The sequence below is a fragment of the Halolamina sp. genome (assembly GCF_036626355.1).
Lineage (GTDB): Archaea > Halobacteriota > Halobacteria > Halobacteriales > Haloferacaceae > Halolamina.
This window is the reverse complement of record NZ_JAZKRY010000019.1, coordinates 1-21,174: the sequence shown is the minus strand read 5'-3', so window position 1 is coordinate 21,174 and position 21,174 is coordinate 1. Positions and strand designations below refer to the sequence as shown.

The 21,174-nt window shown below is 66.2% G+C and carries 25 protein-coding genes, 1 tRNA gene and 2 pseudogenes; 18 read left to right on the top strand and 10 right to left on the bottom strand.

Features of this window, described 5'->3' with window-relative positions:
* Positions 1 to 43: 43 nt before the first annotated feature.
* On the top strand, positions 44 to 1,114 hold the full coding sequence (locus V5A38_RS04815) for an aminopeptidase (protein ID WP_332324609.1): 1,071 nt from the start codon (positions 44 to 46) through the stop codon (positions 1,112 to 1,114).
* Between the two features lie 54 nt (positions 1,115 to 1,168).
* Complete coding sequence (locus tag V5A38_RS04810; protein ID WP_332324608.1) at positions 1,169 to 1,630, top strand: hypothetical protein; 462 nt, start codon at positions 1,169 to 1,171, stop codon at positions 1,628 to 1,630.
* A gap of 48 nt (positions 1,631 to 1,678) precedes the next feature.
* On the opposite strand, the gene lrp is transcribed toward V5A38_RS04810, so the two are convergent.
* Entirely contained in the window at positions 1,679 to 2,140 is a 462-nt protein-coding gene (gene lrp / locus V5A38_RS04805; protein ID WP_332324607.1) for an HTH-type transcriptional regulator Lrp, read from the bottom strand.
* Positions 2,141 to 2,265: 125 nt separating this feature from the next.
* Between lrp and glnA the strand changes: the two genes are divergently transcribed.
* Together glnA and V5A38_RS04795 are read left to right on the top strand one after the other, a co-directional pair.
* Positions 2,266 to 3,624, top strand: coding sequence for a type I glutamate--ammonia ligase (gene glnA, locus V5A38_RS04800; RefSeq protein ID WP_332324606.1), 1,359 nt, complete (start codon positions 2,266 to 2,268; stop codon positions 3,622 to 3,624).
* Between the two features lie 66 nt (positions 3,625 to 3,690).
* The gene (locus V5A38_RS04795) at positions 3,691 to 4,161 is read left to right on the top strand and encodes a GNAT family N-acetyltransferase (protein WP_332324605.1); all 471 of its coding nucleotides are present in this window, start codon (positions 3,691 to 3,693) and stop codon (positions 4,159 to 4,161) included.
* Between the two features lie 6 nt (positions 4,162 to 4,167).
* Here the strand turns inward: V5A38_RS04795 and V5A38_RS04790 are convergent, their stop codons facing one another.
* The 3 genes from V5A38_RS04790 to V5A38_RS04780 all read right to left on the bottom strand — a co-directional run bounded on the left by V5A38_RS04790 (position 4,168) and on the right by V5A38_RS04780 (position 7,620).
* Positions 4,168 to 5,091, bottom strand: coding sequence for a phosphatase PAP2 family protein (locus V5A38_RS04790; protein WP_332324604.1), 924 nt, complete (start codon positions 5,089 to 5,091; stop codon positions 4,168 to 4,170).
* On the bottom strand, positions 5,091 to 6,332 hold the full coding sequence (locus V5A38_RS04785; RefSeq protein ID WP_332324603.1) for a YihY/virulence factor BrkB family protein: 1,242 nt from the start codon (positions 6,330 to 6,332) through the stop codon (positions 5,091 to 5,093). The genes V5A38_RS04790 and V5A38_RS04785 overlap by 1 nt, the downstream gene beginning before the upstream one ends.
* 133 nt (positions 6,333 to 6,465) lie before the next feature.
* Positions 6,466 to 7,620, bottom strand: coding sequence for a tRNA (guanine(26)-N(2))-dimethyltransferase (locus tag V5A38_RS04780; protein WP_332324602.1), 1,155 nt, complete (start codon positions 7,618 to 7,620; stop codon positions 6,466 to 6,468).
* Between the two features lie 482 nt (positions 7,621 to 8,102).
* Here V5A38_RS04780 and V5A38_RS04775 point away from each other — a divergent pair, with 482 nt between their 5' ends.
* Positions 8,103 to 8,516: a gamma-glutamylcyclotransferase family protein gene (locus tag V5A38_RS04775; RefSeq protein ID WP_332324601.1), complete on the top strand. Its 414-nt coding sequence runs from the start codon at positions 8,103 to 8,105 to the stop codon at positions 8,514 to 8,516.
* A 230-nt stretch (positions 8,517 to 8,746) separates the two neighbouring features.
* Positions 8,747 to 9,163 (top strand): annotated as a pseudogene (locus V5A38_RS04770) (ACT domain-containing protein); the annotation flags it as partial.
* Here the strand turns inward: V5A38_RS04770 and V5A38_RS04765 are convergent.
* Positions 9,160 to 10,086: a hypothetical protein gene (locus V5A38_RS04765; protein WP_332324600.1), complete on the bottom strand. Its 927-nt coding sequence runs from the start codon at positions 10,084 to 10,086 to the stop codon at positions 9,160 to 9,162. The pseudogene V5A38_RS04770 and the gene V5A38_RS04765 sit on opposite strands and share 4 nt — an antisense overlap.
* 118 nt (positions 10,087 to 10,204) lie before the next feature.
* Here V5A38_RS04765 and V5A38_RS04760 point away from each other — a divergent pair, with 118 nt between their 5' ends.
* From V5A38_RS04760 to V5A38_RS04720, 9 genes are all read left to right on the top strand, one after another.
* Positions 10,205 to 10,585, top strand: coding sequence for a Rid family detoxifying hydrolase (locus V5A38_RS04760; RefSeq protein WP_332324599.1), 381 nt, complete (start codon positions 10,205 to 10,207; stop codon positions 10,583 to 10,585).
* Position 10,586: 1 nt separating this feature from the next.
* Positions 10,587 to 10,793 carry a hypothetical protein gene (locus tag V5A38_RS04755; protein WP_332324598.1) on the top strand — a complete coding sequence of 69 codons (207 nt, stop codon included), beginning with the start codon at positions 10,587 to 10,589 and terminating at the stop codon, positions 10,791 to 10,793.
* A 27-nt stretch (positions 10,794 to 10,820) separates the two neighbouring features.
* Positions 10,821 to 10,902: transfer RNA gene (locus tag V5A38_RS04750), tRNA-Ser, on the top strand.
* A 178-nt stretch (positions 10,903 to 11,080) separates the two neighbouring features.
* Positions 11,081 to 11,269, top strand: coding sequence for a hypothetical protein (locus V5A38_RS04745; RefSeq protein ID WP_332324597.1), 189 nt, complete (start codon positions 11,081 to 11,083; stop codon positions 11,267 to 11,269).
* Positions 11,270 to 11,564: 295 nt separating this feature from the next.
* Positions 11,565 to 13,223: a thermosome subunit beta gene (gene thsB / locus V5A38_RS04740; RefSeq protein WP_332324596.1), complete on the top strand. Its 1,659-nt coding sequence runs from the start codon at positions 11,565 to 11,567 to the stop codon at positions 13,221 to 13,223.
* A gap of 512 nt (positions 13,224 to 13,735) precedes the next feature.
* The gene (locus V5A38_RS04735) at positions 13,736 to 14,224 is read left to right on the top strand and encodes a hypothetical protein (RefSeq protein WP_332324595.1); all 489 of its coding nucleotides are present in this window, start codon (positions 13,736 to 13,738) and stop codon (positions 14,222 to 14,224) included.
* Between the two features lie 82 nt (positions 14,225 to 14,306).
* Positions 14,307 to 14,921, top strand: coding sequence for a CoA pyrophosphatase (locus tag V5A38_RS04730; RefSeq protein WP_332324594.1), 615 nt, complete (start codon positions 14,307 to 14,309; stop codon positions 14,919 to 14,921).
* A gap of 100 nt (positions 14,922 to 15,021) precedes the next feature.
* Positions 15,022 to 15,582 (top strand): hypothetical protein, encoded by a 561-nt coding sequence (locus V5A38_RS04725; protein ID WP_332324593.1) that lies wholly within the window; start codon positions 15,022 to 15,024, stop codon positions 15,580 to 15,582.
* 154 nt (positions 15,583 to 15,736) lie between these two features.
* Entirely contained in the window at positions 15,737 to 16,570 is an 834-nt protein-coding gene (locus V5A38_RS04720; RefSeq protein ID WP_332324592.1) for a luciferase, read from the top strand.
* A 10-nt stretch (positions 16,571 to 16,580) separates the two neighbouring features.
* Here V5A38_RS04720 and V5A38_RS04715 read toward each other — a convergent pair whose 3' ends face one another.
* Positions 16,581 to 17,276, bottom strand: a complete 696-nt coding sequence (locus V5A38_RS04715) for a CPBP family intramembrane glutamic endopeptidase (protein ID WP_332324591.1) — start codon at positions 17,274 to 17,276, stop codon at positions 16,581 to 16,583.
* 118 nt (positions 17,277 to 17,394) lie between these two features.
* On the opposite strand from V5A38_RS04715, the gene V5A38_RS04710 reads away from it, so the two are divergent.
* Positions 17,395 to 18,153 (top strand): creatininase family protein, encoded by a 759-nt coding sequence (locus tag V5A38_RS04710; RefSeq protein WP_332324590.1) that lies wholly within the window; start codon positions 17,395 to 17,397, stop codon positions 18,151 to 18,153.
* A gap of 64 nt (positions 18,154 to 18,217) precedes the next feature.
* Complete coding sequence (locus V5A38_RS04705; RefSeq protein ID WP_332324589.1) at positions 18,218 to 19,357, top strand: FAD-dependent oxidoreductase; 1,140 nt, start codon at positions 18,218 to 18,220, stop codon at positions 19,355 to 19,357.
* A 13-nt stretch (positions 19,358 to 19,370) separates the two neighbouring features.
* Here V5A38_RS04705 and V5A38_RS04700 read toward each other — a convergent pair whose 3' ends face one another.
* Both V5A38_RS04700 and V5A38_RS04695 read right to left on the bottom strand, forming a co-directional pair.
* Complete coding sequence (locus V5A38_RS04700; RefSeq protein ID WP_332324588.1) at positions 19,371 to 19,847, bottom strand: Hsp20 family protein; 477 nt, start codon at positions 19,845 to 19,847, stop codon at positions 19,371 to 19,373.
* Complete coding sequence (locus tag V5A38_RS04695; RefSeq protein ID WP_332324587.1) at positions 19,844 to 20,002, bottom strand: hypothetical protein; 159 nt, start codon at positions 20,000 to 20,002, stop codon at positions 19,844 to 19,846. Before V5A38_RS04695 ends, V5A38_RS04700 begins: the two co-directional genes overlap by 4 nt.
* Before the next feature lie 98 nt (positions 20,003 to 20,100).
* Here V5A38_RS04695 and V5A38_RS04690 point away from each other — a divergent pair, with 98 nt between their 5' ends.
* Complete coding sequence (locus tag V5A38_RS04690; protein WP_332324586.1) at positions 20,101 to 20,457, top strand: DCC1-like thiol-disulfide oxidoreductase family protein; 357 nt, start codon at positions 20,101 to 20,103, stop codon at positions 20,455 to 20,457.
* On the opposite strand, the gene V5A38_RS04685 is transcribed toward V5A38_RS04690, so the two are convergent.
* Together V5A38_RS04685 and V5A38_RS04680 are read right to left on the bottom strand one after the other, a co-directional pair.
* On the bottom strand, positions 20,452 to 20,745 hold the full coding sequence (locus V5A38_RS04685) for a hypothetical protein (RefSeq protein ID WP_332324585.1): 294 nt from the start codon (positions 20,743 to 20,745) through the stop codon (positions 20,452 to 20,454). The genes V5A38_RS04690 and V5A38_RS04685 overlap by 6 nt on opposite strands.
* Positions 20,746 to 20,838: 93 nt before the next feature.
* A pseudogene (locus V5A38_RS04680) lies at positions 20,839 to 21,174 on the bottom strand (aminoglycoside phosphotransferase family protein); the annotation flags it as partial.

The following is a 21,174-nucleotide window of genomic DNA, read 5'->3' as shown; positions in this document are numbered from 1 at the left end:
CTGACTCCGAAAACGGTATGCCAGCGACCCGAAACCCTCGAATATGGACCCCCGTATCCGCGAGCACGCCGAGATCATCGTCGACCACTCCACCGATATCGAGGCCGGCGACAACGTCATCGTCTATCTGCCGGGCAACGCCGAGGATCTCGGCGTCGCCCTCCACGAACTCATCGGGCAGAAAGGGGCCAACCCGGTCTTTCTCACCTACTCCGAGCGCGCCGACCGCGCGTTCCTCCGCAACAGCGAGGCGTTCGAGACTCCCGACCACGAACTCGCACTCTACGAGAACGCCGATGCGACCATCATCGCCCGCAGTGGCCCCAACCCCAGCGAGAAAGCCGACGTGGACCCCGAGACGACGGCAGCGTACACCCGCGCACACGACCCGGTCAAGAAGGCCCGTCTCGACACCACCTGGTGTGTCACACAGCACCCGAACCCGGGCGACGCCCAGTTGGCAGGCATGAGCACCGAAGCCTACGAGGCGTTCGTTTACGACGCCGTCTCGCTCGACTGGGAGGCCCAGCGGAAGTTCCAGTCGACCCTCGTCGACGTCCTCGACGACGCCAGCGAGGTACGCATCCGTGCGGGCGAGGAAACGGATGTGACGATGTCTATCGAGGGCAACACCGCGGCCAACGACTACGGCGAGGCGAACCTCCCCGGCGGCGAGGTGTTCACTGCACCCGTCCGGAACAGCGTCGAGGGCGAGGTCTATTTCGATCTGCCGCTCTACCGCCAGGGCCGGGAGGTGCAGGATGCCCGCGTCACCTTCGAGGCTGGGAAGGTTGTCGAGTTCTCGGCCGGCCGCAACGAGGACGTGCTTGCGGGCGTGTTCGACACCGACGAGCACGCGCGCTATCTCGGCGAACTCGGCATCGGGATGAACGACGCTATCGACCGGTTCACGTACAATATGCTGTTCGACGAGAAAATGGGCGAGACGGTCCACATGGCCGTCGGGAGCGCCTACCCCCAGTGTGTCGGCGAGGGGAACGCCGTGAACAACAGCGCCGAACACGTGGACATGATTCTGGACATGAGCGAGGACTCCGTTATCGAGGTCGACGGCGAGGTCGTCCAGAAGAACGGCGAGTTCCGCTTCGAATAATCCCGGCTCCGGGGACGCGTAACAGCCATTTCGCTCCCGCCGGGACCTGTGTCTATGCCCTTTCGCCGCTCGATTCTCGCTGCAACAACTGTCGCCGCCAGCGCCGGGCTTGCGGGCTGTTCCGTGGGTGGCGCAAACGGCCTCGACGCCACGATTCGCGGTGACGCCGCCGGTGTGCCAGATCCCGAATCGGTGCCCGTCGTCGCCCGCGACGAATCGGCGGGCCAGGTCAGCGAGCACGGCTGTCCAGCGGGGCTCGTCAACGCCCGCTCGCGGGTCCACGAGCGCCCGCGAACCAGCGGCGGGATCGAACTCGTTCTCGTCTCCGAGTACCGCGTCATCCCGGGGGAGAACGTCTGTACGTCTCGAGGCTCGCCGGCGGCGGGGAGCGTACCGAGGGCGAGGCGCTCGCGACGACGATGGAACTGGTCTACGGCCGGACCGAGCGGTAGGTTATACTGCCGGACAGAACGATGCAACTATCGCTCGCCGTGGATCGGCCGTCACCTGGTGTGATGGTTAGCGGCTGGTGCGCAACTCTGTATTGACTTCTGTCCGGCAGTATTACTCCTCGTCGATCTCCAGGTCGAACTGCTGATTCTCCACGACCGCGTTCAGCACGACCGAGGTGTTCGACTCCCGGATATCGTCGTCGGTCAGGATCCGCTTGATGCGCTCGTTCATGTCGTCCGTATCCCGGAACTTTCCGACCGCCACCACGTCGTGGTCGCCGGTCACCTCGTACACCGACACCATGCCGCGCAGCTCCGAGAGCCGGTCGGTGATCTCGGGCAGCGCCGACCCTTCGACTTTCAGCTGGATGACTGCGGTCACGTCGTAACCCAGCGCCTGGTAGTTCACATTCGGCGTATACCCCTCGATGACCCCCTCCGCCTCCAGATTCCGGAGATGGTTGGAAACCGTCGTTACCGACACATCGAGTTCCTCGCCGAGGCTGCGCAGGCTGGCGCGACCATCGCCCAGCAGCGAGTTGATCAGGCGGGCATCGAGGTTTTCGTACGTCATGGTACCATGCTCGGTGGGATGGCTGAAGAACTTTACGAACATCCAATTATCTAGGTTCCATCTTTGGAGTCCTCTGCCGAAAAGGGTATTTATTTGTACTATCAGGCTCTCTGCCCCGTTAGAGCATGACGGATGACCCAGTTCCCGACGGTGGGCTGACCGAGGAGGAGGCGGAGGTTCTCGAACGCATCGACCGCGAAAACATCGATTTCCTGCGGCTCCAGTTCACTGATATTCTGGGGACCGTAAAAAACGTCTCCGTGCCGGCCGACCAGGCCGAGAAGGCGTTCACGGAGGGAATCTACTTCGATGGCTCCTCCATCGAGGGGTTCGTTCGAATCCAGGAATCAGACATGCGGCTCAAACCCGAGGCGAGCACGTTCGCGGTGCTGCCGTGGCGTGACGGCTCCGCCCGCCTCATCTGTGACGTTATCGACACCACGACGGGCGAGCCGTTCGAAGGTGACCCCCGTTACGTGCTGAAGCAGGCGATCGAGCGCGCCGAGGAGATGGGCTACGAGATCAACGCCGCGCCCGAACCGGAGTTCTTCCTCTTCGAGGAGGACGAAGACGGGCAGGCGACGACGAAAACCAACGACGCCGGCGGCTACTTCGACCTGGCGCCGAAGGACCTCGCCGGCGACGTGCGCCGTGACATCATCTTCGGCCTGGAGGACATGGGGTTCGACATCGAAGCCTCCCACCACGAGGTGGCCGAGGGCCAGCACGAGATCAACTTCGAGTACGACGACGCACTCTCGACGGCCGACAACGTCGCGACGTTCCGCACCGTCGTCCGGGCTATCGCCGCCCAACACGACCTCCACGCGACGTTCATGCCCAAGCCAATCCCGCGCATCAACGGCTCGGGGATGCACACGCACCTCTCGCTGTTCACCGAGGACGGCGAGAACGCGTTCCACGACGAGAGCGACGAGTTCGATCTGAGCGAGGAGGCCAAGCAGTTCACCGCCGGCATCCTCGAGCACGCTCAGGCGCTGGCCGCGGTCACCAACCCCACTGTCAACAGCTACAAGCGGCTCGTCCCGGGCTACGAGGCGCCCGTTTACGTCGCCTGGTCCGACCGCAACCGCTCGGCGCTCATCCGCAAGCCGGCTGCCCGCATCCCGGCGGCCTCCCGCATCGAAGCCCGCTTCCCGGACCCCTCCTGTAACCCGTACCTGGCCTTCGCGGTGCTCATCCACGCCGGCCTCGACGGGATGGAGCGCGAACTCGAATGCGATGACCCGGTCCGGGAGAACATCTACGAGTTCGACGAGCAGAAACGCGAGGACTACGGAATCACGACACTGCCGGCGAACCTCGGCGAGGCCGTCGACGCGCTGGAGAACGACGAGCTCGTGAAGGACGCGCTGGGTGACCACGTCGCCGAGAAATTCGTCAAGGCGAAAAACGCCGAGTACGACGAGTTCCGCATCGACGTCTCGCAGTGGGAGCTCGACCGCTACCTCGAGACGTTCTAACCTGCCACTGCCCTCCGGTATTTTTCCTGTCGGTGCCACTATACTCGAGCCACCGCTATCACCCGTATGGACGACGTTCGCATCCGCGAGGCTGCCACCGAGGATGCCGACGCGATCGCAGTGACATACCGCAACGCCTACCGGGAGAACCGGGAACTCGGCTTCCCCGCGAAGGCGGAGTCCGCGACAGCCGAGGAGGTCCGTGACTGGATCCGGAACCACCGCATGTTGGTGGCGGAAACCGACGAGACCGTCGTCGGCGGTGTCCGACTGGAAACTGTCGACGACGAGACGGTGAAGCTCAGCCGGCTTGGCGTTCGCGAGGGGTGGAAAGGGATGGGTGTGGGGAGCCGTCTGCTCGAACGGGCGGAGGAGTCCGCCCGAGCGCGTGGCTCCGAGAGGATTCGACTCGTGGCGCCGGAGAAACACCCGTTTCTCGTCGAGTTCTATCGCAGCCGTGGCTACACGGTGACCGACGAGTACCGGCTCGACCACCACGAGTACGACGAGGTCGCGATGGAGAAAACCCTCGGCTAAGCCACGCTACGCTCGCGCCACCGTCTCTTTTGCCGTGGCACGCTCGTGCCACCACACCACCAGCCGCGGCATCGCGACGATCCCACCGACGGCGATGGCCGACCCCAACGCCGCCAGCGGAAGCGCGAGGTCGGCGGCGTACACCACCCCCCAGAACCCGCCCAGGACAGGGAGTCCAAGTGCGACCCACCGTGCCGGGACGCGAACGCGCTCGGCGTCGCCGTAGCGGTGCCATTCAGCGACGCCGCCCAGGCCGGCACCGACGCTGATGGCGGCTTTCGATGCCTCACCGCTGTGGCCGCCAGCGAGCGCGAGGACGAGCGCGACACCCGACATACCGGTTGCGACGAGGAACGCGACCTCCGGACGGCCATCTGCGAGACGGAGCGTGCAAAACAGGACGACGGCGCCGACGAGTATCCCAGCGAGCACGTCCGGCAAGAGATGAACCCCGATGACGAGCCGGGAGAGCGAGATGAGCCCGATTGCGACGGCAGCGACGAGGAGGCGCGTCCGTCGCTCCGCCAGTCTGTCGTAGAGCAGCGCCGCGCCGCCGTAGACGACGGTGCTGCCGACCGCGTGGCCGCTGGGGAAGCCGAAGCCGTCGGCGGTCGAGATGCTACGGTAGAGGGCGTCGAGCGCTGCCGGGAGCCAGCCCGGCGGGAACGCCTCGCCGGCCCCGACCGGCCGGTGAACGGCGAAGAGGCTCTTGAGTGCGACTGTCGTCGCGAGTCCACAGACGCCGAGCGCGATCAGTACCCCGCCGCTTCGCCGCGGTACCGCGTCGAAGCGCTTGTCGGCGTACCAGTAGCAGAGGGCAACGCCACCGAAGAGGAACCACGCGTCGCCGAACTGCGTGATAATCGCGAAGAGGAAGGTGACCCACTCTGGGAGGCCAGCGAGTGTCTCCGTGAGACCGATTCCGTGCATTAGCGGGAGCGAAGGCGGTCAGCGATGCCTGCAGCCGTGGTTGCAGCACCGATGATGCCGCCGAAGAGGACGAAGATGACGTAGATCCCGAGCGACGAAGTGAAGGCGACGAGCATCGCGGCGATAGCGACCCAGCCCGAGAGCCAGTAGAACGCGCCGAGGCTCATCGCAGTCCCGTAGAGCAGGATGAGATACGGCCCCCAGCCGCGAGCCTTCCCCTGGCGCATCCGCGCACGGACGTACGCCTTGAGGTCGGCTTCCAGCTGTGGTCGGTCGACGGTCCGACGGTCGACGTCGGTTTCGAAGCGCTCCAGGTCCGCCCGAAGCTCCTCGACGTCGTCTGCGAGTTCGGTGACGTCGGGGGCGCCTTGCGGTTCACGCTCCTGCATATGATTCGAGTCAGGCTCCCGCTCCTCTTGGAACTGCCGATTGGGAGTCGCTTCGGGTTCTTTCCCCGGCTCCCGGTTCTCAGCGAGGACGACGTTCACGACGGCGCCGAGAATCATGACGGCGCCGGCGATGTAGAGCCAGGTCACGAGCAGAATCACCCCGCCGACGACGCCGTAGGCGGACATGCTCGCCGTGTTAGCGTAGAGCTGGAACACCGCCTGCATGGTGGTCCAGCCGAACGCGGCGACGAGCGCACCGGGCAACACCTCCCGGACGCTCACTTTGGTGTCCGGGAACCGGTAGAAGATGGGGAGAAACGCCACCGTCAGCAGTCCTGGCAGGACGAGAAAGCCAAGTATCTCCACGAGGAGTCCGAGGTTGAGCGCGGCGAGCACCCCCGCCATCACGAACATCAGCGCCATCGTGAGCCCGATTCCGACGACGACGATGATGGAGTCGATGAGCTGGTCCAGCAGCGTGCTCTCCGTTTCAGCTCCGTAGACGTTCCGGAAGGCGGTGTCGAGGGCGCGGAACACTTTGAGCGTCCCCCAGAGCAGGAAGGCCACCCCGACGACGGTAGCTCCTCCACGGCCCTCCGTGGCGGTGAGCGCGGCGACGAGCACCTCCTGCCCGCTCTCGGTGAAGAACTCCCCCGCCGAGTTGAGCACGACGGTCGCGAGCTCTTCGCCACCGAACGTCGTGGCGATGACGAGGGCGAGCACAGTGGCCGGGATGAGCGAGAGGAAGGCGTAGTAGGCGACCGCCGCCGCGAGGAAGGTGATCTCCTGTTGACTGGCGACCGTCCCGACGCGCTTTGCCGTCCCAACAGCCGAGCGAAGACGCGACAACACTAAACCGACCTACACGAGCGGCGTACAAGAACCCCATGGGAGCGGCCTGCTTGCTGCTGGTTCGGCGCTGAACCCTGGAGCCCTCCGTGCGACCGGATTCGTAACACCTCGGTCGCGTCAGCCCGCGGTTGTATCAGTCCTCGGTCGCGTCCAGCGGCGGCTGGGCGGCTTCCCGGATCTCGGTCACGTCGGCGTCGGTTTTAACACAGGTACCGCAGTAGTGGGCTGGACTGGCATCGAAGCCGGCGTCGCGGATATCTTCGAGGAACGTTTCCAGCTTGTTCGCGGGTGCGCCCCACTGCTTGCAGAGCCGGTGCTGGTCGTAGTAGGTCGGCGTGTCGAGTTCCTCGCCGAGCGTCTCGAGCAGGCGACTCACCCGTTTCCACTCGCCCATCCCGGGTGTCACCTTCTCGGCGACGGCATCGACGAACTCCGGCTCCACGACCGGGCCGAGCCAGATCGGGCCGGCGGTCGACCATCGGGTGGAGTCGCAGTTCGGGCAGGCTTCCGGCGGGTGGGCGATGCGGCTGTGTTCGTGCTCGCGGTAGAGACAGTCCTCACAGTGGTGGACGAAGCCCAGCTGCTCCAGTGCCTCGTCGGCGGCGGTCGCCTTGTGCGTGAGTTCGAGATACGTCCGGGCGTAATGCCGGGTGACGTGCGAGCAGATGGGGACCGCCGCGACGTCTCGGCGGGCGGCGACGCGGCTTAGCGCAGAAATCAACACCCGGAGCCCCATCTCCCGGTGGAAATCCGTGTTCCGGGGGACGCAGTCGTACTTCCGCACGCCGGAGTTGAAGTGGGCGCCACAGAGCGGCGCCGTGTCGGTTGCGGTGACACAGAGCAGCTTCCGGGTGCCCGCGACGGCGGCGTCGGCGAACGGCATCGGCGTCCCGAACGGGTCGAGGTCGACCACGTCGAAGCGATCCTGATGGAGCAGGATGTTGGCGTCCGACTGGACCGCCTCGCCGCGGAGGCCGTTCAGGGCGAGGTTCTCCTCGGCCAGTTCGACGGCATCCGGGTCGACGTCGGCGGCGGTCACGTCGTACCCCGCTTCGGCGGCACGGGCCGCCCGGACGCCGGAGGCGGTCATCGCGTCGAGATAGGTCAGGCTGCGCTCGTCGGTCCAGGAGTCGTCGGCCCGCTCGGCGTAGGCCCGGAGCACGGCGACGGTGAGGTCGCGGTTCAGCTCCATCTCCGGGTTGAAGAAGACGGCGTCGCTGGCGCCTTCGCTGCTCCCGTCCCGTGGGTCGGGCGCCTCGACCTCCACGTCGCCCTCGCTAACGCGCATAGCTATGAGTGGGAGGTGGTGGTGGAAAGCGGTTGTGTTTGGGTGGGTTGGTGATTCGGGTTGTTTGGCCGGATTCGCTTCGTGATTTCCGACAGTCACCGACAGCGGAGTGGTGAACAACGGTGTGAAAGCCCTGCCCGCTCGGCTACCGGAAGGCTCGCTTCGCTCGCGGCGACTGCGAGCGCGCGCTGGCGAGGAATCGAGGTGGGAAAACGCGAACAGCGTGAGCCCCAACCAACCTCGGAACGCGAGCGTCGACGGCGGAGCCACGAGCACCTGTGGCCGCGGGGTGGCGGGCGGTGTGGCCCGATTGCCCATGGGAATTCCGCGGTGCCGTTTGCGGTGCTGTTGGCGGTCGCTATCCTTTGGAGAAGAGACGCTCCCGTTTCGAGCCGCTGTGACAACTCGAAACTCCGGAGCTCCGACTTCGGAGCCGAAAGCCCCAACTCACTGTTCATAAGGGAGCGCGCAGAACACCAACCATGGACATCTTCGTCTACGGGTCGCTGACCGAACCCGAGCAGGTCGGGCAGGTCGTCGATTCCTTCGCTTTTCTCGGGCCGGCGGTACTTACGGGACTCCACCCAGTGCAGGGGGAGTCCCCGACACTCGCGCCCGGGGGCAAGACGGGAGGACGTCTGCTCCGAACAGCCGAGGTGGCTGCGCTCGATAGCGACGAGCGCGTCGATGACGACCTCTACGTCCGGGTATCAGTCCCCCTCATACGGGATGATGGCGAAGGGGAGGGGACCGTCGAGGTGTACGTCGGCGACCCGACCCGCCTCGGCGTCGAAGAACCGGCGGTGTGGCCCGGAAGCGCCGAGGTCGAGCCATTCTCTGACCGTGTCGAGCGGTATCTTCGTGAACAGGACGTTCAGGTCCAGTACCGCGACTGAGAGCCGAAACAGCGCTACCAGCGCCCAACACCCGTAGTTTCACTTTCACTGTGGACGGCGTAGGCTTATGCCCCGTAGCCACATAGTGTAGACTGCACGGTGACACGCCCGTGCGTTTCCCCAACCCGTAATCCCCGTCCCCCCCTCATCCTCCATTTCCCCACCAAAACTCCTTAGCGCCGGCTCCCTGGGCTATCGATATGCTTTCGCTCGCGAAAGTCGAGGCGGCCCGGGACCGGGTCGACGAGGTGGTGACGGTGACCGATGACGAGATCGCGCTCGCGGCAGTGCTTGCCGAGCGCTTCGAGTTCTCCGAGGACGAACTCATCGTGCCGATTCTCAGCGGCGGCAACATCGAACTCAACGATCTCACGACCGTCGTGATGCGCGGACTGGTCCAGATGGGGCGGTATCTGAAGATCCGCACCGAACTGAAAGACCGCCCCGGCTCGCTTCAGCAGCTCGTCGACAGCATCTCCGAGCACCAGGCGAACATCTACGCGGTTCAGCACGACCGTACCTCCCGGGATATCGCGATGAACGCCGCCGAAGTCGTCCTGGACCTCGAAACACACGGTCACGACCACGTGGAGGCGCTCCTCACCGCATTGGAGACCCGAGGATACGAGATCGAGAAGCTGGTTTAACCCGCCAAATCGTCGTTTTCGCGGAGTATCTCGTACTCGACCGTGAGGAACTGTCGGCCGAGCAGCCACATCTCGTGGCTGGCCCTGAGTTCGCCGTCGTCGGTCCCTGTCTCACGATCCTCCCGCCACACGCGGAACTCCTGCCCGCCGGGAAGTTCGAACGCCCCGAGCGGGGCTCGGAGATAGAGCCCGGGGTCGCCTGCGCTCCTGGTCGTGAGACGGATTCCGGTTCGCGCGCCCGCGCTCTCTTCGAGGTTCTCCGGCCGCAGCACGGTGTCGACGGCGCTGCCGGGTAGCGGTACGGCGATGTTGACGAAGCCCTCCCCATCCCGGTGGTGGGTCGCGTAGAGCGCGACGAAGACAGCCTCGCCGGTCTCCGGGTCCGTTCGCACCCACGCACGGACATCCTCACGCACCGAAGGGTCCTCTCTGTCCTCGGTCACGTCGGGGCGTCTTCGTGAGCCGCCGCCCGGCTCATCGACGTCGAGAAACCGACTCTCCAGCCGGTGCCAGGATTCATCACCCGGGCCGGGCAGATTCAGCTGCTCGATCCGGCTCGTGAACTGGCTTGCGAGCGCCGCCCCGATTCGATATGGGACGTGCCAGCGGGCTCGAAACCGCATGTCGTACTCGGCGGTTCGCTCGTAGAACCGTTGGATCTCGGAATCGAGCAGCTCCGGGTCGAAGCGGTCGCCAGCGAGCGTCGCGATGTCATCGAGTTCGCCGGGAGGCTGCTCGCCAGTCGTGAGTCCTGCCCGTTCGACGAAGTTGGGCCCCACGAACCAGCTCGCGGTAACCGGCGAGAGGGGGACGTCCTCGGCGCGGGCCCGCAGCCGGGCGAGCGCTCCCGCGAGGAGGACGAGCAGGCCGGTTGCGAGGAAGAGCCCGGCCCTGTGGAGCGTGCGGGCGGGTGTTCGGATCACAGCGGTGCTACCGCGCCTTCGTACTTGAAGAGTGGTCTCCCCGAGCAACCCGGCAATTCGGCGGACGCCCCGCTGGTGGTCAGTCAAGATTAAGGTCCGTCCGGCGCAGGGTCACTGCGTGAAAGAGATTATCAGTACGGACGAGGCGGCCGGTGCAGTTGGTGCGTACAGCCAGGGAGCGACCAACGGCGAGTTGTTGTTCACGGCGGGCCAGATTGCGCTGACGCCCGACGGCGAACTGCTCGACGACGAGGATATCGAAATCCAGACCGAGCAGGTGTTCGACAACCTCACGGCTATCATCGAGGAGGCCGGCGGCACGCTCGACGACGTGCTGAAGATGACGGTGTTCCTCGCCGATATCGACGATTTCGACCGCATGAACGAGGTGTACGGGAGTTACTTCGACGACGAGCCGCCGGCCCGCAGCGCGGTGCAGGCGGGGGGGCTTCCCGCTGGTGTGGATGTCGAAATCGAAGCCATCGTCAGCCTCGAGTGAGGTGACGGGCCGGCTCAGGTCCGCGCTGCTCTGGGGCGTCGTGGGACTGTTCAGCTTCCTCGTCGCCGTCCAGGGCTACCTGCTCTTGGGCGGGCGAGTGCCGCTCTCGCTGCTCGAAACCGGCGCCGTCGCCGGCGCTGTCGGGGCTGTCGTCGCCACCGTGTCGTACGTCGCCGAGCCCCGCCTTCTGCGAAAAGGAAGGAGTTAAACAGCAAAGCGCGCTACGAATAGCCGAGCCAGGATGGCCGAACGGTAAGGCGCACGCCTGGAAAGCGTGTTCCCTTCCGGGATTCTGGGTTCAAATCCCAGTCCTGGCGTTTCTGTTGCCACATCCGGTGAGCCAAGCGGGTCCGTGCGTTTCTGTCGTCGCTAATCGCGAGTGGGTGCGCAGTTTCGACTCTCTGTCGCCACCCGGCCCGGCTGCTATCGTGACAACTATCGGATAGCATGGCGGGGAAACGCTCATTACCATGTGGGTCGGTAACAAGAGTGACGATGCCAGACACGAAAAGCGGCCGCGAACGGAAGGGACGGAACAAACGCCGTCAACTGGAGTTCGAGCTCGCCTCCCGGGACGCCGAAACGATGGATGAGCTCGACGAGGCTCCTGAACTGAAGCCGACCGACGCGGCCGACGCGGAGTTACTCGAAAACCCAAACAGGGGTGAGGGCGGCGACGACTGAGCCACCGCCTTCCCATCAGTTCCGCTGTCCTTCGCCCCGCCACTCGATTTCTGCCGCGATTTCCGACGGCCGCTGGCACCGGCCACACCCATAGCACGATGCCAACTGCTCCGGTAGCCGCCTATTTAAACAGCGCATTGAGTATGGACCATGTCTGTGCTACTCTCACACATGGTTTCTGTTCCCAGCCTTCATGTCGTGCGGTTTTGGCGCGACCGGCGGCAGCGCGACGGGAGCCACGAAACCGGCAGCTTCGTCACATTTATATAGAACCACGGACAATCATTCGTTGAACATGAGTCAACGACAGCGAATGGGTGGCCAGCCGATGATCATCATGGGCGAGGACTCCCAGCGAGTGAAAGACGAGGACGCGCAGGACTACAACATTTCGGCGGCGCGTGCCGTCGCAGAGTCGGTCCGCTCGACCCTCGGCCCGAAGGGAATGGACAAGATGCTCGTCGACTCGATGGGCGACGTCACCATCACCAACGACGGCGTCACCATCCTCGAGGAGATGGACATCGACAACCCGACGGCCGAGATGATCATCGAGGTCGCCGAAACGCAGGAGGAAGAGGCCGGCGACGGGACGACGACCGCCGTCGCTATCGCGGGCGAACTTCTGAAGAACGCCGAGGAACTGCTCGACCAGGAGATCCACCCCACCGCCGTTATCAAGGGGTTCCACCTGGCGAGCGAGCAGGCCCGCCACGAAGTCGAGGAAATCTCGCGGCACGTCGAGCCAAGCGACACCGATCTGCTGGAGAACGTTGCCGAAACCTCGATGACCGGCAAGGGCGCCGAACTCGACAAGGAGCACCTCGCGGAGCTCATCGTCGAGGCCGTTCGCGCCGTCACCGTCGAGGCCGACGACGGCTCCCACGTCGTTGATCTCGCGAACCTGAAGATCGAGACCCAGAAGGGTCGGGCTGTCACCGAGAGCGACCTGCTCAACGGTGCTGTCGTTTCGAAGGACCCGGTCCACGACAACATGCCGACCGAAGTGGAGGGCGAGACGCTCCTGCTGAACGAGGCGATCGAAGTCGAGGAGACGGACGTCGACACGAACGTCTCCATCGACTCGCCCGACCAGCTGCAGTCCTTCCTCGACCAGGAGGAGAAGCAGCTCCGCGAGAAAGTCGACATAATCGCCGAGAGCGGTGCTGACGTCGTCTTCTGTCAGAAGGGCATCGACGACCTCGCACAGCACTACCTCGCGAAGGAGGGCGTGCTGGCGCTCCGCCGCGTCAAGTCCTCGGACATCAGCTTCCTGAAGAACGTCCTGGGCGGCAGCGTCGTCAGCGACCTCAAGAGCCTCACCGAGGAGGACCTCGGCTTCGGCTCCGTCGGCCGTGACGAGGCCGACGAGCTGTTCTACGTCGAGGGCGAGGACGCCCACGGCGTGACGCTGCTCCTCCGCGGCTCGACCGACCACGTCGTCGACGAACTCGAGCGCGGCATCTCCGACGCGCTGGACGTCGTCTCCACCACCATCTCCGACGGTCGCGTCGTCGCCGGCGGCGGCGCCATCGAGGTCGAACTCGCCAGCCGCCTGCGCGAGTTCGCCGACAGCGTCTCCGGCCGCGAGCAACTCGCCGTCGAGGCGTTCGCCGACTCGCTCGAACTCGTCCCCCGCGTGCTCGCAGAGAACGCGGGTCTCGACGCCATCGACACGCTGGTCGATCTCCGCTCGGCCCACGAGTCCGGCCACCAGATGGCCGGCCTGGACGTGTTCTCCGGCGACGTCGAGGACACCTTCGAGGCCGGCGTCGTCGAACCGGCCCACTCCAAGGAGCAGGCGCTCTCCAGCGCTACCGAGGCCGCGAACCTCGTGCTCAAGATCGACGACATCATCGCCGCGGGCGACCTCTCCACCTCGGGCGGCGAGGAGGAAGGTGGCGCCCCCGGCGGCGGCATGGGCGGCATGGGCGGCATGGGCGGTGCGATGTAAGCGAGGGAGGAACACGCGAGCCGCGCGAGCGGCAAACTACCTCGATGCCGAGCGGGGAGCGCTTTGGGCGACCCGCGAGGCGAAGTCAAATACTAACTTCACTCCCGCCCCCCCGACCGCTGCACCGCTCGTCGATCACGTTCTCCCGTTTTTCACGCCCCATAGCGACGCGTTCCCGACGCGCAGAAAGCATTTGCCCGAAAGAGCGAAACCGCGGAGTGATGCCCTCCAGACGAGTGTATCTCGGCACGTTAGCCACAGTTGGACTCGCCGGCTGATCGACGGCCGGTCCGGCGGCGACCCGACCGAGAGCAGCTCGACGCCACAGTCGACCACCGAACCCGCCGGCGCTGAGACGGTCGAAGCCGAAAGCGGCGAAGCTGGACAGGTGTTCAGCTACGATATCCAGGTCGACATCGAGGCCGAGTCAGGTTTGACGACGACCACTGGGACCGAGACGGAGTGAGCTGGACCCTCTCCCCTTTTGCCTTCGCGTCCCTCACTCACGACCCATGCAGGAGACCACCCACGACGAACTCGCGGGCATCGTCGACCTCTTCGAGGCGCTCACCAGCGCGGAGCTAGAGCAAGCGCTCGTCGAACTCGCCTTTCGCCAGGGCCGGGACGTGCGCGAGGACGCCGCGTCCGCCGCCGTCGAGGAGGCGGTCCGAGAGTATTACCTCGTTTCGCTGCCTGCCGACGCCGTCACCGGCGAGATGGATGCCGAAACGGTCCTGATCGTCGGCCCAGTCGCGTTCCCGATGCTGCCGCCCGATGGCGAGGACCTGCCCCACATCCTCGATGTGCCCACGCGCTCGGTCGACCGGGAAGCGGCCGCCGAGACTGCCGTCGATCAACTCCGGCAGGACGCCGCGACGGCCGTCGACAACGGCGATACGGAGCGTGCCGCCCACCTCGCGGATGTGACCTACGACCTCGAAGCGTGGGGACCGGTCGACCTCGCGGCGACCCGGGAACGGCTGGTGGCTGTCACAGAGTAGCGGCGGCTCACGGTGGGTGGGACGCCCACTCCCGGTTTGCTGGCGACGAAGCGTTTTACCGCGCTGGGAGCCTGGGGGAGTTATGGAGCTGTCGGGCGTTCGGGAACACGAGCCGGCCACGGTCGCGGACGCCGAGCGCTGGGCGGGCGTGCTCGCCACTGTACTCCACCGCGACGACAAGCCACACGTCCTGTTCACGAAGCGTGCGGACCATCTCGGGGAGCATCCGGGCCAGATGTCGTTCCCCGGGGGGAGCCGTGAACCCTCCGATGAACATCTGGAGGCCACCGCTCGCCGGGAGGGCGAGGAGGAGATCGGGCTCCACGACGAGGAGATCACCACCGTCGGCCGACTGGACGACATCACCACCGTCACGGGCTACGCCATCCGGCCGTTTGTCGCCGATATTCCCAACCGCGAGTACGACCCCGACGAGAACGAGGTAGCAGAAATCGCGGTGCTTCCCGTCGAGCAACTCATCGACCTGGACAACTACGAGTCCGAGCGGCGGGAACACCCCCGCCGCGGCGACGTCCGCCTCCACTTCTTCCATATCGACGGCTACACGGTCTGGGGGGCGACCGGGCGCCTGCTTGTCCAACTGCTCGAACTCACCACCGGCTGGGAGCCACCCGAAACGGTCGACAGAGTCGTTGACCCCGAGTCCGATATTCCAGTGGGTTCGTCGGACTCGTGACCCGGATGCGGAACTGCCAGGGTGGGCCGGTTTCGCCTGTGACACAAGCCGCCGTTTGTCTCTCCAAGGAGTTGATTGGCGTCGCCGCGTAATGGCGGCTATGGCCACCCGACGCTCGCTACTTGCGACGTTTCCCGCTGCAACGGGTCTCTCGATAACCGGCTGTCTCTCGTCCCCTGACGGCGACGGCGGCCCCGGAATACGTCTCGAAAGCGTGGACGACCAGCCCGACGGGCCGCTGGCAATCGAGGTGGCAGTCACCCGTGAGGCAGCCACCGAGGAGCGCCCACCGGGCCTTCGCGTCTCCGTCACGAACACTGGCAACGAGACGGTCGATGTCGGCGAGGCACGCGCGGTCGTGTTCGCCTACCGGTACTCCGAAAACGGGACGCTCATGCTGCTTCCTGACGGGGGTGACTACCCCGCCGAACCCGGCTGCTGGCGGCTCACCGAGGGCATCGGGGTGTCGGAGGAGTACCGCATCCGCACGCTCGCGCCCGGCGAGAGTATGACCTCCGCGCTCTCACTCTACGCCACGACGGAGGTGCCTGAGAACGACTGTCTCCCGACCGGCGAGCACCGCTTCGAGAGTCGGTATACCCTGAACCCTGTGGACGGCGACCAGCAGTTTCGGTGGGGGTTCACGGTGGCGCTGGAGTAGCGACAGGGACGACATCTGACGACAGGCTTATTAACTCGACAGGAATACGGATGGGTACATGGCCGCACAGGCGATGGATCGTATTCCGCGATCTCGATAGCTCGACTCGTTTGTCCGCGTACCGTCACCGTAGAACGACCAGTGAGTCCCCGTTATGAACGCGCCCGAATCCACCAGCGACAGCACCGCCCAGCGAGCAGCCACCGACCGCGCCGCCCGCTCCCCGCTCGTTCGAGCGGGTATCGATGGCGTCGCGCTGAAACCGACCGAATGCGACCTCTCGCTGGCGGTCGACCTCCCGGCGTCGACGTTGGTCGTCGACTACGAGGGCCGCGAGCCGTTCCCCGACGCCGAGACGCTTCAGCGCCTCGCAACGTCGGCGTCGGTCCGCGTCACGACACCTGTTCGGGCGGATGGACTCGACCCGCTCGGCGACGATTCGGTCGACCGGGAGATTCCGGCCGGCGTCGGCCGCGTGCTCGTCGCCGGCCACGGCGCGTATCTCTCCGACACTGAGGCCTCGAAAGCCATCGCGCCGCGGTTCGGCGCCGCCCGGGAGCGCCATTCCGAGGCCTGGATCGGGACCGAGAGCGTCGAGCGAATCGCGCTCGCCGCCAGCGGCACCCAGTTCGAACTGCTCTCGCGCTCGACAGTGGCCGACGTCCGGGCGCTCCGCGCTGCAGGGTTCGACGGCGATGTCGCCTGCTACGCCCCCACCGCGCTGACTGCCGACGAGGACGAACTCCTCGACGCGCTCGGCGCGTACGTCTCACGGCGTGGACCGGTTCGCCGGGCGCTCTCGGAGGATGCCGAGACCGATTCGGCGGCGACGGGCCGTGCCCGCGACGTGTCGCTCGCCGCGATCCAGGATTACGCGCTCGTCGGCGACGTGGAGACCGTCCGAGAGCGGACGGAGGCCCTCCGCGAGGCTGGCGTCGATACCGTCGTCGCCTACCCGGCCCGTGGTCTCGAAGAGTTCCGCAGCTGAGCGGGCGAGGCTAGAGGAGCCCCCACTGCATGAACAGGAGCGTGAACACGACCACGTCGTAGGCGCCGTGGACCAGTGCCGGCACGGTGACCGTCCCGGTACGTTCGTAGAGCCAGCCGAGCAGGACGCCGAGCGTGAGCCAGACGGGGAGCGACACCGGCGCCGCTTCCGGTGCCGCGAGCAGGTTCGGCACGTGGACAAGCGTGAACAGCACTGCCGCCCACCCGATCGCACCTGCGACGGAGAACGACTGTCCGAGATATCCCTGAAGCACGCCCCTGAACAGGTACTCCTCCGCCGGACCGACGACGAGCAGGAACACGGGTGAGACGACCAGCAACCCGGTTGCGGTGAGCCCCTCCGGCGTCGAGACGGTGGCAACCGGGTCGATACCAGCCAGCGCCCCGAGGGAGAACGCGACGCGATTTAGCGCCACCGCTGTGACGGTTCCGGCGATAACGAATGCCCAGCCGCGGCGGTCTGGCGCCCGCCAGGAGAGACTGACGCCCCTGAAGTCGTCCGTCTGGCTGAACACGTAGCCGGCGAGAACGAAGCCGAGTTCACTGCATGCGACGACCGCGGCCATCCCGCCGGCAACCGAGAGCGCGCCGGCGAGCAGCACACCCGGAATGCTGGTGAACGCACTCAACAGCAGGCCGCCGCCGGCGACCAGCCCGGCGACGGCGACGGGCACTGCACGGGACATAGCCGGGTAATTACACTCGCTCGACATGAACCCCGGTCATTCCTTTGGAGCTGATTGTGGACGCTTCGCGGGTCGCCGGCAGGCCAGCGGCTAAGTGCTGGCGCTCGCTGGGATGTGTATGGAGTTACTCGAAGAGCACACAACGAAAACGGCGGCCGACGCGCTCGACGACGCGGCGGTCGCGCTGCTGCCCACCGGTTCGGTCGAACAGCACGGCCCCGCGCTGCCGCTCTCGACAGATTTCACCGCCGCCGAGGCGATCGCCCGGGGTACCGACACCGACGCGGTCGTCCTCCCGACGGTGCCGGTTGGCGTGAGCAGCCACCACAGTCAGTTCGACGGCACCCTCTGGACAGAGCCCGAGACGTTCGAGACCTACGTCTCGGACATCGCCGCCTCCGTCGCCAGCCACGGGGTCCGAAAAGTCGTGGTCGTCAACGGCCACGGCGGTAACAGCGCGGCGCTCCAGCGCGCGGCCCGCCGCCTCCGAAACGACAAGGTCGCGTTCGTCGCGCCCTGGAACTGGTTCGACGCGCTGCACGGGCTGGACGAGGAGCTGTTCGACACGACTATCGGCCACGCTGACGCCATCGAGACGTCGATGGTGCTCCACCTGGCCGAGGAGCTCGTCCAGGAGCAAGCCCTGGAGGAGGCCGAGGCGAGCGCGAGCGACGGCTGGGGGAGATCGATCCACGGCGCTAACGTCGGGTTCGACACCGTCGACTTCTCCGAGAGCGGGGCCGTCGGCGAACCGACCGCGGGGAGCGCCGAGGCGGGCGAGGCGCTGTTCGAGCAGGCGACCGACGAGCTCTCGGCGCTGGTTGACTGGCTCGCCGAGCAGCGCTTTGGCGACCTGACGCCGAAACCGCACAAATGAGGAACCGACCGTTCGGACGGGGGTTGCCGACGAGTGGTAGTACTCTCCGACTCGGAGGCCGCTGATGCGGGTTGCTGTCGTCGGCGGCGGCGCTGTCGGCGTCACCGCGGCGCACGACCTGGCTGATGCGGGCGTGGACGTGCGGCTCTACGAACGTGCGGAGGCGCTCGGCGACGAGCGGCGCCGCCCCCGCGAGCGCGTGGAGGGAAGCTCACATCGCGCCGCGGGCGTGCTGGCGCCGCGACCGACTGACGCCGCTGCCGCCCGCATCGCCGAGCGCGCGATGGACCGCTTCGCGTGGCTCGCCGAGCGCGACCATCGGTTCACGTTCGAACCGGCGCCGAACGTCACGCTCGTCGCCGAGGGCGAGGACGCAAAGCAGACGGCGCTGGGCGAGCAGGTCGCCGCCGCCCGCGAGCAGGGCGTCGATGTCGACTGCTACGACGCTGGGACCGTCGCCGAGCGCTTCGATTCGCTGGAGACGGACGGAATCGGCCTGGCTGCAGTCACCGAGCGGGCCGGCTACGTCACCCCCGGACCCGGGACGTACGTCGCCGCGATGGCCATTCGGGCCGAGCGGCTGGGCGTCGAACTCTGGACTGACGTCGAGGCGAGCATCAGCCACGAGGGCGACGGTCCGCGGGTCAACGGCGAGCGGTTCGACGCCGTCGTCGTCGCCGCCGGAGGCTGGAGCAAGCGCGTGCTGGCGCCGACGGGAGTCCGGCTCCCACTCAAACCCTACCGCGTGCAGGCGCTCGTGAGCGAGGCATCCTACGACGGGCCGATGGTGCTCGACACCGAGGCGGGCGTCTACTTCCGGCCTCATCCGGACGGCCTGCTCGCGGGTGATGGCACCGTGCCTGAGGAGTGCGACCCGGACGGCTGGTCACCCACGGGCGACGGTTGGTTCGCCGATACCGCGACTGATGCGGTCGAAAAGCGGACCGGGTTGACCGTCGAGAGCGAGACGGCGTGGGGCGGGATTGCGACGGCGACCCCCGACGGGGAGCCGCTACTCGGCGAGGTGTTACCTGGACTCTACGTCGGTACCGGCTGGCACGGCCACGGCTTCGTCCGTGCGCCTGCGACGGGCGAGGCGCTGGCGGATACGGTTCTCGGCGAGCGGGCGCCGCCAGCTGCGTACGATCCAGAACGGTTCGACGGAATGCCCGAGTTCGAAATCAGCGAAGGAATGTCGCTGTAGCCGTGACGGTCGACTACTGGTGGCTTTCAGTCGGTTCGTCGGCCGACTCTTCGACTTCCACCGATTCGGACCCTGCATCTGTGCTCTCCTCGGAGACGGGCACCTCCGTCGTCTCGCCGGATTTCGGAATGCGGACCTGCAGCGTCCCGGCCTCGGTGAGCGTCGCCGTGGCGTCAGTGGCGTCGACGGCGTCGTTCGGCAGCTGTGCACGCCCCGAGAGCGCGAGCCCGCGTCCGGGGAACCGCATCTCGAACTGCTCGTGGAACGAGCGGAAGCGATCGACCCGGATCTGTACCTCGTTGTCGACGAAGCGGACCTGGATGTCGGAGTGGTCGGCGCCCGCGGCGTCGAAGACAACGAGGTAGGCGTCCTCGCTCTCCAGCAGGTCGTAGCTGAGAGGCTTGCGCTCCTGTACCCGGCTCACGCCCCGACCCACCCGCTCCATCACTGAGCGCACGGCCGACCCGCCAAGTTCACTCAGTCCCGTCATAGCTCGATCACTTCGAGGCAGTCCGTCCCCCCACAGAGCGGGCAGGAGAGATCGGCGACCGTGTGGTCATCGGCGATATCGTAGGTGTAGTGGTTCTCGAACATGTCCAGCTCACAGTCCTCGCTGGTACATTTGACCTCTTTCGTTGCGGGCATCGTTGTTCACACGTTGGGGCGCCGCCGGTTTAAACCGCTTGGGCCCCGGTACTGAACGGCGCCACAACACGGAAAGCGCGGCCGACCGAACCTGGGGTATGGCCCGACCTCGGATGGTTTACGACGACGACTGCGGCTTCTGTACGTGGTGTGCCGCCGTGGGTGCGCGTTTCGGTGACGTAGCGCCGGTTGCGTTCTCGGAACTCTCACCCGACCAGCGCGCGCGGCTCCCGGAGAACTGGCGCGACTCGGCACATCTGCTCACGGACAAGGACGTCTACTCCGGCGGCGCTGCCATCCAGGGCGTGCTCGCCCGGACGAACGTGCTGGTGGCCGCGCTGTTCTGGCTGCTAGAGCAGCTCCCCGGCTACGACCGGCTCCGGGAGTGGCTCTATCGGTGGACCGCCAACCGTCGGGAGTTGTGGGGACAAATCGTCAGTCGCGGGGAGCTATAGATTCTCGCGAATCTCGCTCAGGATGCTCCGGCAGGTCGCGCGGTCCCGTAACGGCGCACCCGCGAGATACTCGGAGAGTACGTCCCTGGCGAGCGCGAGGTGCTCGCGCACGAGCACGAGCTCGTCGTCGGCCTCCAGCTGTTCGAGAAGCGGGATTGCCTCGGGCTCCTCGTCGGTACCGCCGTCGGCCTGTCGGTCGAGATGGTCGAGCAACGCCGCGTGGAGCACCCACTCTTCCTCCTCACTGAGCTCGAGGGTCACGCCGTTCTCGTGTTCCGGGTTGGCCATCGCCTGTTGGCTAACGCCTTAGAGCGCAGACGGGTATAGTTATTCCTCGGTCCCACGGCTATAGCACAACTATCCTTCACCCGGTGTCCGCTTTCAGTCTCTCGAGTCGGCCAGGAGACTGTTCGCGAGCGAGTGCATCCGGCGCGCGACCGCCTGTCTGTCGTCGAGATCACCGCGCTGGAGATGGAGCGACCGAAGGTAGGAGACGCCGTTGAGCGCGATGTACGCCTTGCGGCGCTCGTCGAACCCCCCGGGGAGCGGCCGGACGGATTCGTAGCCGTCGCGGAACACGCGTTCAGGGACGCCGTGGCTGGCGTTCGGCCCGAACACGGGGAGCACCGTTCTGAGGTAGTCCCACTCCGGTGATGCCGCGAGCGCGTGCTCGAAATCGATGACTGCGGTCAGCTCACCTTGGACAGTCCCTACGTG

What these genes read in the sequence shown, in the direction of transcription:
- V5A38_RS04815 (WP_332324609.1), top strand. Translation starts at nt 44, where the DNA reads ATGGACCCCCGTATCCGCGAGCACGCCGAGATCATCGTCGACCACTCC.
- V5A38_RS04810 (WP_332324608.1), top strand. Translation starts at nt 1,169, where the DNA reads ATGCCCTTTCGCCGCTCGATTCTCGCTGCAACAACTGTCGCCGCCAGC.
- lrp (WP_332324607.1), bottom strand. Translation starts at nt 2,140, where the DNA reads ATGACGTACGAAAACCTCGATGCCCGCCTGATCAACTCGCTGCTGGGC.
- glnA (WP_332324606.1), top strand. Translation starts at nt 2,266, where the DNA reads ATGACGGATGACCCAGTTCCCGACGGTGGGCTGACCGAGGAGGAGGCG.
- V5A38_RS04795 (WP_332324605.1), top strand. Translation starts at nt 3,691, where the DNA reads ATGGACGACGTTCGCATCCGCGAGGCTGCCACCGAGGATGCCGACGCG.
- V5A38_RS04790 (WP_332324604.1), bottom strand. Translation starts at nt 5,091, where the DNA reads ATGCACGGAATCGGTCTCACGGAGACACTCGCTGGCCTCCCAGAGTGG.
- V5A38_RS04780 (WP_332324602.1), bottom strand. Translation starts at nt 7,620, where the DNA reads ATGCGCGTTAGCGAGGGCGACGTGGAGGTCGAGGCGCCCGACCCACGG.
- V5A38_RS04775 (WP_332324601.1), top strand. Translation starts at nt 8,103, where the DNA reads ATGGACATCTTCGTCTACGGGTCGCTGACCGAACCCGAGCAGGTCGGG.
- V5A38_RS04745 (WP_332324597.1), top strand. Translation starts at nt 11,081, where the DNA reads ATGCCAGACACGAAAAGCGGCCGCGAACGGAAGGGACGGAACAAACGC.
- thsB (WP_332324596.1), top strand. Translation starts at nt 11,565, where the DNA reads ATGAGTCAACGACAGCGAATGGGTGGCCAGCCGATGATCATCATGGGC.
- V5A38_RS04735 (WP_332324595.1), top strand. Translation starts at nt 13,736, where the DNA reads ATGCAGGAGACCACCCACGACGAACTCGCGGGCATCGTCGACCTCTTC.
- V5A38_RS04730 (WP_332324594.1), top strand. Translation starts at nt 14,307, where the DNA reads ATGGAGCTGTCGGGCGTTCGGGAACACGAGCCGGCCACGGTCGCGGAC.
- V5A38_RS04725 (WP_332324593.1), top strand. Translation starts at nt 15,022, where the DNA reads ATGGCCACCCGACGCTCGCTACTTGCGACGTTTCCCGCTGCAACGGGT.
- V5A38_RS04720 (WP_332324592.1), top strand. Translation starts at nt 15,737, where the DNA reads ATGAACGCGCCCGAATCCACCAGCGACAGCACCGCCCAGCGAGCAGCC.
- V5A38_RS04715 (WP_332324591.1), bottom strand. Translation starts at nt 17,276, where the DNA reads ATGTCCCGTGCAGTGCCCGTCGCCGTCGCCGGGCTGGTCGCCGGCGGC.
- V5A38_RS04710 (WP_332324590.1), top strand. Translation starts at nt 17,395, where the DNA reads ATGGAGTTACTCGAAGAGCACACAACGAAAACGGCGGCCGACGCGCTC.
- V5A38_RS04705 (WP_332324589.1), top strand. Translation starts at nt 18,218, where the DNA reads ATGCGGGTTGCTGTCGTCGGCGGCGGCGCTGTCGGCGTCACCGCGGCG.
- V5A38_RS04700 (WP_332324588.1), bottom strand. Translation starts at nt 19,847, where the DNA reads ATGACGGGACTGAGTGAACTTGGCGGGTCGGCCGTGCGCTCAGTGATG.
- V5A38_RS04695 (WP_332324587.1), bottom strand. Translation starts at nt 20,002, where the DNA reads ATGCCCGCAACGAAAGAGGTCAAATGTACCAGCGAGGACTGTGAGCTG.
- V5A38_RS04690 (WP_332324586.1), top strand. Translation starts at nt 20,101, where the DNA reads ATGGCCCGACCTCGGATGGTTTACGACGACGACTGCGGCTTCTGTACG.
- V5A38_RS04685 (WP_332324585.1), bottom strand. Translation starts at nt 20,745, where the DNA reads ATGGCCAACCCGGAACACGAGAACGGCGTGACCCTCGAGCTCAGTGAG.